This window comes from Moorella naiadis (nom. illeg.), from assembly GCF_051020825.1.
In the GTDB taxonomy this organism is placed as follows: Bacteria; Bacillota; DSM-521; order Neomoorellales; family Neomoorellaceae; genus Neomoorella; species Neomoorella naiadis.
In genome coordinates this window covers 43,951-50,196 of the sequence record NZ_JAXGFQ010000022.1, presented here as the reverse complement: position 1 = coordinate 50,196, position 6,246 = coordinate 43,951, and the positions used below count along the sequence as shown (strand labels likewise).

Below are 6,246 nucleotides of genomic sequence, written 5' to 3'. Positions count from 1 at the left end.
CGGTAGAACTTTCCATTAACGCCTACCGCGCTGATCGTTACAAGTACCGCGTCTTGCTCTACCCGACCAACAATAACCTCGAAGGGGTCCTGTTACCGTAATTCTTGGTATATTAAACAATGGAGTGAGTGGTAGTTGAAAATGAAGTACAGGTCGATGTTTGTGGCGCAATCAGGTGGTCCTACTTCGGTAATCAACAGTACCCTGGCAGGTATTATTACCGCGGCCAGGCAGCAGCTCCAGGTCGACCGGATTTATGGGCTGATCCACGGGTTGGAAGGGGCCTTAAGGAAGGAGAGTATCGACCTCACTAATTTAAACCAGGAAGAATTGGTAAAGTTACGCCATACACCGGCGGCTATTCTCGGCGGTAGCCGGTTTCCACTTACCGATGAGGATATATCTAAGGTTGTTAAGTTTTTTAAAGAAAAGGAATGCCATTATTTTCTATTTATTGGCGGTAATGGTACCATGGACACCTGCCTGCGGTTACAAAATGCCTGCCGGGAAATCAACGTTGACATAGAAATAATCGGTGTGCCTAAGACTGTGGACAACGACCTGGAGGTTACCGATCATGCTCCCGGTTATGGCAGCGCGGCGCGTTATGTAACCCTTTCCGTCCGGGACCAGGCCTTGGATCTGCAGGCCATGCAGCGTTTTGAGCAGGTACGCATTGTGGAAACCATGGGCCGCCTGGTGGGTTGGCTGGCCGCCGCCAGTTTTCTAGCTATGGGTGCCACCACCACCATAAATCCCCTGTTTATCCCGGAAGTACCGGTTGATGAAGATGAATTTATCACTCATATTGATAGGGTATACCGGGAGCAGGGTTATGTCCTGGCGGTTATTGGTGAGGGGCTGCACAATAAAAAAGGCGAGCCCCTGGGCAATAAGCCCTTTGCCGGGATGGCCGACAATGGCTGTCACACAGTACGGACGGGGGCAGCCGAATATCTGGCCCAGCTGGTAAATACCAAATTGGGCTTACGCGCTCGGGCCCAGATCCTGGGTATGAACCAGAGGAGTTTTGCCGCCTGTGTGTCACCAATTGATGAAGAGGAGGCCTTTCAGGTCGGCCAGGCGGCCGTTCGCTTGGCGATCCAGGGTAGCGGGGGACAGATGGTTACCCTGGTTAGAAAGGGTGATAGCTCGGATATAAGCTCTACGCCTTTAGAAAAAGTAGCCGGGATAGAAAAAAAAGTGCCGCTGCATTATTACGACCCCGTCAATAAAAGGGTGACGCCAGAATTTGTAACCTGGTTGACTCCCCTGGTGGGGGAGATATCGCCGGTATTATGGCGGGAGGAGATTCAGAAGACTATTATTCCCGCCTACGCCGCTTGCGGGGGAGTAACTAATAGCGGTCGTTAGCCAGTAATCCACTATCTCATAACTTATTCCGCGGGAATTACCCGTGATGGCTGCCCCTATTAGCGAACGGGAGAATATGATAGGCAGGCAAGCTTAAATCTGCAACTGGCGCAGCCAATTTCGACAGGCATCCCCCATCTCATATCTCATACCGGAGGAGGAAGTTCCCTTGGCAGGAGTTAGATTGGAAGGTATAACAAAAGTATTTGGCAATACGACGGCGGTGGCGAAAACCGATCTGGAAATTAAAGATGGCGAATTTTTGATCCTAGTCGGGCCTTCTGGCTGCGGCAAGAGCACCACCCTGCGCATGATTGCCGGCCTGGAAACGCCTACTGAAGGAGAAATCTATATCGCCGACCGGAAGGTAACCAACCTGGAGCCCAAAGATCGGGATATCGCCATGGTTTTCCAGAACTACGCCCTTTATCCCCATATGAAGGTCTTTGACAATATGGCCTTTGGCTTACGCTTACGCAAAATAGCCAGAAAAGAGATTGAAGCTCGTGTTAAGGAAGCAGCCGAGATTCTGGGCATTGCCCACCTGCTGGACAGGTATCCCAAGCAACTTTCCGGCGGCCAGCGGCAACGGGTAGCCCTGGGACGGGCCATCGTCCGCCATCCCCGGGTATTCCTAATGGATGAACCTTTAAGCAACCTGGATGCCAAGCTCAGGGTGCAGATGCGGGCTGAGCTGATCAAGCTGCATAAAAGGTTGGAAACAACGATCATTTATGTTACCCACGACCAGACAGAAGCGATGACCATGGGCACACGGATTGTAGTCATGAAGGATGGGCTGATCCAGCAGGTGGGGACCCCTAAGGAAATTTATAATAACCCCGACAATCTCTTCGTAGCCGGATTTATCGGCTCGCCGCCAATGAACTTCCTGAAGGGTGTTATTGAACAACAGAACGGCAAAGTGCAATTTAAGGCCCAGGGTTTTACCCTGAACCTTCCGGGAACAAATATGGCAGTACCAGCAGGAAAAGAGGTTGTTTTAGGTATCCGCCCCGAAAGCCTGGCTGTAGTAAATGGTGAGGATAAGGGGGCTTATATACCCTGCGAAGTGGAGGTGGTAGAGAATATCGGCTCGGAAACCATTATCCATGCCCGCACACCAAGTAAAGAGGAGGCTGTGATCAAGGCCAGCGGTTTCGAGAAAACACCTAAAATGGGATCCACTATTAAAGCTAAAGCCAGTCAAGGTAACATGCACCTGTTTGATGCCCAAAGCGGTTCCTGTCTAATTACGTTTAGTATTGTTGCTTAAATTGAGTTATTGAAGGAGGCCAGGCAATGTCCAGGAAGAAATGGATCGTTTTATCGGTTTTGTTTACGATCTTCACTTTAACCCTCACTGCCTGTGGCGGGGGTAATTCTTCGCAAGCAAAAAATGGAGGGAATGGCTCTCAGGAAAAAGTAGAAATAACTTTTGTTAACTGGGCGACGGCAGAAGAAGCTACAAAAAATCAGGTATTAGAAGTTATCAAAGCCTTTGAAACCGAGAATCCCAATATCAAAGTTAAAAATATCCCTATTCCATTTACGGAAATCCAGAATCAGTTAACCATCATGATCACCGGAGGTAATGCTCCCGACGTAGCTCAGCTACCCGATGATGTAGGCATCAGCCTGGCGGCGATGGGTGCTTTGGAACCCGTAGACAATTTACTTTCCAAAGAATTTGCCGCTGATGTGAACAAGGCCTACTATAATATTGGCATTTACAAGAATCAACACTTTTTAGTCCCCTGGATCGGCGGGCCGAATGGTTTCTGGTATAACAAAAAGCTGATGCAGGAGGTTGGCCTGGACCCCAACAAGCCGCCGCGAACGATAGCAGAACTAGATGCTGCCATGGCCCAAATCAAGGCTAAAAAGCAAGATGTTGTTCCTCTCCAGTATGATACTACTGTACGTCCCTTTGCCCTTACTTTCCAGTGGCCCTTTATGCAGGCTTTTGGTACCTTGCCGTTTTCGGCGGATAAAGTTGAGATTAATGGGATGACAGCCTATGCCCAATGGCTACGTGACCTAGTAAGTAAAGGTTACACCCTGCCCGGTAAGAAGCTAGGCGAATTTCGACCCCTGGCCGCCCAGAACCGTTTGGTCTTCGGCATTGATGCCCCTTTCGTCAAAGGGATTATTCAAAGCTTTGATAAGTCGATTACCGATCAGGTTTTTTATGAAACCTGGGGTGTAACCACTTTGCCCACCGGACCGGACGGGAAATCCTATACTGTTGGCGGTAGCAATCATTTCACCGCCGTCTTCAAGGCTTCTAAGCATAAGGAAGCAGCGATTAAATTTGCTGAGTATCTGGCTAACAGTGACGTAGCTTTAAAGAAGTATGTAATTCCTGTAGGTTTCTTGCCGGTTACAGATAGCGCCGTCAAGCGTTTCCCGGATGCCTTTAATAATCCGGTGGCGAAAGCGTTTATTGAAAAAATAAACCCTACAACTATTTCACCTCCCTATGGTCCTAATTATACCAAAGCCGGAACTATTGTATCGGCCAGTATGCAAGAGGTAATCACGACCACCAAACCCATCGATGAAATCTTAAATAGTGCCAGGAGCAAACTGGAAGGGGTTCTCTTAGGAAAATAATTTTTAAAAATTGGGAGGGGTTAAGGTGAAGCGCAGTAAGATTAAGCTTTTAGGTATAATGGTGCTAATAATAGGCGTTATGGCCCTGGCCGGTTGCGGTAAGACCAGTAGTGGATCCAAGGACCAGGGTGCCCAGCAGCAGGGCCAAGAAACCATAACTTTTGTCAACTGGGTTTCGACTGAGGAAGGTACCAGGGATAAAATTAAAGATGTCATCGCTGCTTTTGAACGGGAAAACCCCAATATTAAAGTTGATGTTAAACCAGTGGCTGTAAGTGATATCCAGAATCAGCTCTCGATTATGGTTACTGGCGGCAATGCTCCGGATATTGCCCAGGTGCACCCTGATGACGTAGTAACCCTTGCAGCTATGGGAGCATTGGAACCCGTTGATAACCTTCTGTCGGCAAATTTCAAGCAAGACCTGCAGCAAAGTTTATTAAATCTAACGGTTTATAAGGATCAGCATTTTGGTATTCCCTGGGCACCCGCCGGACCCGGTTTCCTTTATAATAAAAAATTAATGCAACAGGCCGGCCTGGATCCCAATAAACCACCGCAAACTATCGATGAACTCAACCAAGCCCTGAAACAGGCCAAAGAAAAGCTACCGAAGGAAGTTGTGCTTCTTCAGCTGGACACGACCATCAGGACCATAGGTTTGATGCATGAGTGGCCTTTGATGCGTGCCTTTGGCGCCCTGCCGGTTGAGGGCAATAAAGCCAATGTCAATACCCCGGAAATGCAAGCCTTTACCGAATGGTTGCGTGGTTTGGTGAAAAACGGTTATACCCTGCCGGGTAAGAAATACGGCGAATTCCGGCCCCTCGCCGCCCAAAATCGCCTGCTCTTTGCCCTCGACGGTTCTTATGTCAAAGGGATTATAGAGAGCCTGAATAAATCAATCACGGATAAAGAATTCAATGATACCTGGGGAGTGGCTCCTATACCGGCCGGTAAAGATGGCAAGCATTATGCTGCCCCGGATGATCACTTCCTGGTTGTCTTCAAAGCTTCCAAACACAAGGAAGCAGCAGCCAAATTCGCCGAGTACCTGGTGAATAGCGATTATTCCCTGGCGCACTATATTGCCCCGGTCGGTTTTGTCCCTGCCACCAAGAGCGCCGTACAGCGCGTCCCGGCCATCGGTGAGGATCCCATCCGGAAGGCTTTTATCGAAAAGATTATTCCGACGGTGGTGCCTTTACCCTATGGTCCTGATTATACCAAAGTGGCAACTACTATTATGGCTGGTATGCAGGAAGCCATAACTACTGATAAACCCATACCGGAAATACTGGCGAGTGTACAAACAAAACTGGAGGGCATTCTTGGTGGCAAGTAATCTGGATAGAGTAAAGAAAGTAGGGAGGGCCGGGCGCCAGCCCGGCGCCTCCCCCAAAATTGCCGCTATGCTGATAGCACCGTCGTTAGTGGTAATGGGGGTTATCATTCTCTACCCGCTCTTAAACTCCCTCTGGTTATCACTTTTTAATTATCAACTGACGCGGCCGGATGAATTTGCCTTTACGTTAACTCAAAACTATCTACGCGTCATTCACGATGACACTTTTTGGATTGCCTTCAAAAATACAGCGGTATTTACCTTTTTTACCGTGGTTATCAGTCTGGTCCTAGGTTTAATCATGGCTTTAGCCATCGACCAACTTCCCAAACGTTTTACCAGTCTGAGGGGGATAATCCTGGTCCCCTGGGTTATCCCGGGGATTGTTGTCGGTTACCTTTTTATGTATATGTTTGACGTGGAAGTAGGTATTTTTAATTATGTCCTGCAGAAATTGCATGTGATCCAACAGTTTCTCCCGTGGTTGATGAACGGCGACCTGGCGATGATCGCCATCATTGTCGCCCACGTGTGGAACCAAGCCCCTTTTTATATGTTAATGTTTACGGCGGGGTTAAAGGCCATACCGGAAGATGTTAAAGAGGCCGCTTATGTGGAAGGGGCTAGCCGCTGGCAAGAGTTCTGGCATGTAACGATGCCCCATTTAAAAGGCATTTTGGTAATCACCAGCCTCTTGATGGTGATCAGGAACTTCAACAACTTCCCTATCATCTTTACTATGACCGGAGGTGGGCCGGTCTACACCACCACCACTTCGGTGATTTATATTTACCGGCTGGCCTTTGAGCAGTACGATATGGGTTATGCCTCAGCGGTGGGTATTATCTGGGTGATTGTCCTCTTGATCCTTTCTATCTTTTACGTCCGCGCCCTACAAAAAGATTTTTAGG

5 protein-coding genes are annotated in these 6,246 nt (G+C 48.6%); all 5 read left to right on the top strand.

Annotated features, from left to right (window positions below):
- Window positions 1-141: 141 nt before the first annotated feature.
- The 5 genes from SDD30_RS13010 (at window position 142) to SDD30_RS12990 (ending at window position 6,245) form a co-directional block, all read left to right on the top strand.
- Complete coding sequence (locus SDD30_RS13010; RefSeq protein ID WP_434075356.1) at window positions 142-1,374, top strand: diphosphate--fructose-6-phosphate 1-phosphotransferase; 1,233 nt, start codon at window positions 142-144, stop codon at window positions 1,372-1,374.
- Between the two features lie 169 nt (window positions 1,375-1,543).
- Window positions 1,544-2,650, top strand: a complete 1,107-nt coding sequence (locus tag SDD30_RS13005) for an ABC transporter ATP-binding protein (protein WP_434075355.1) — start codon at window positions 1,544-1,546, stop codon at window positions 2,648-2,650.
- A 26-nt stretch (window positions 2,651-2,676) separates the two neighbouring features.
- The gene (locus SDD30_RS13000) at window positions 2,677-3,990 is read left to right on the top strand and encodes an ABC transporter substrate-binding protein (protein ID WP_434075354.1); all 1,314 of its coding nucleotides are present in this window, start codon (window positions 2,677-2,679) and stop codon (window positions 3,988-3,990) included.
- 25 nt (window positions 3,991-4,015) lie between these two features.
- Entirely contained in the window at window positions 4,016-5,335 is a 1,320-nt protein-coding gene (locus SDD30_RS12995; protein WP_434075353.1) for an ABC transporter substrate-binding protein, read from the top strand.
- Window positions 5,325-6,245: a carbohydrate ABC transporter permease gene (locus tag SDD30_RS12990; protein WP_434075352.1), complete on the top strand. Its 921-nt coding sequence runs from the start codon at window positions 5,325-5,327 to the stop codon at window positions 6,243-6,245. Before SDD30_RS12995 ends, SDD30_RS12990 begins: the two co-directional genes overlap by 11 nt.
- Window position 6,246 lies beyond the last annotated feature (1 nt).

What these genes read in the sequence shown, in the direction of transcription:
- SDD30_RS13000 (WP_434075354.1), top strand. Translation starts at nt 2,677, where the DNA reads ATGTCCAGGAAGAAATGGATCGTTTTATCGGTTTTGTTTACGATCTTC.
- SDD30_RS13010 (WP_434075356.1), top strand. Translation starts at nt 142, where the DNA reads ATGAAGTACAGGTCGATGTTTGTGGCGCAATCAGGTGGTCCTACTTCG.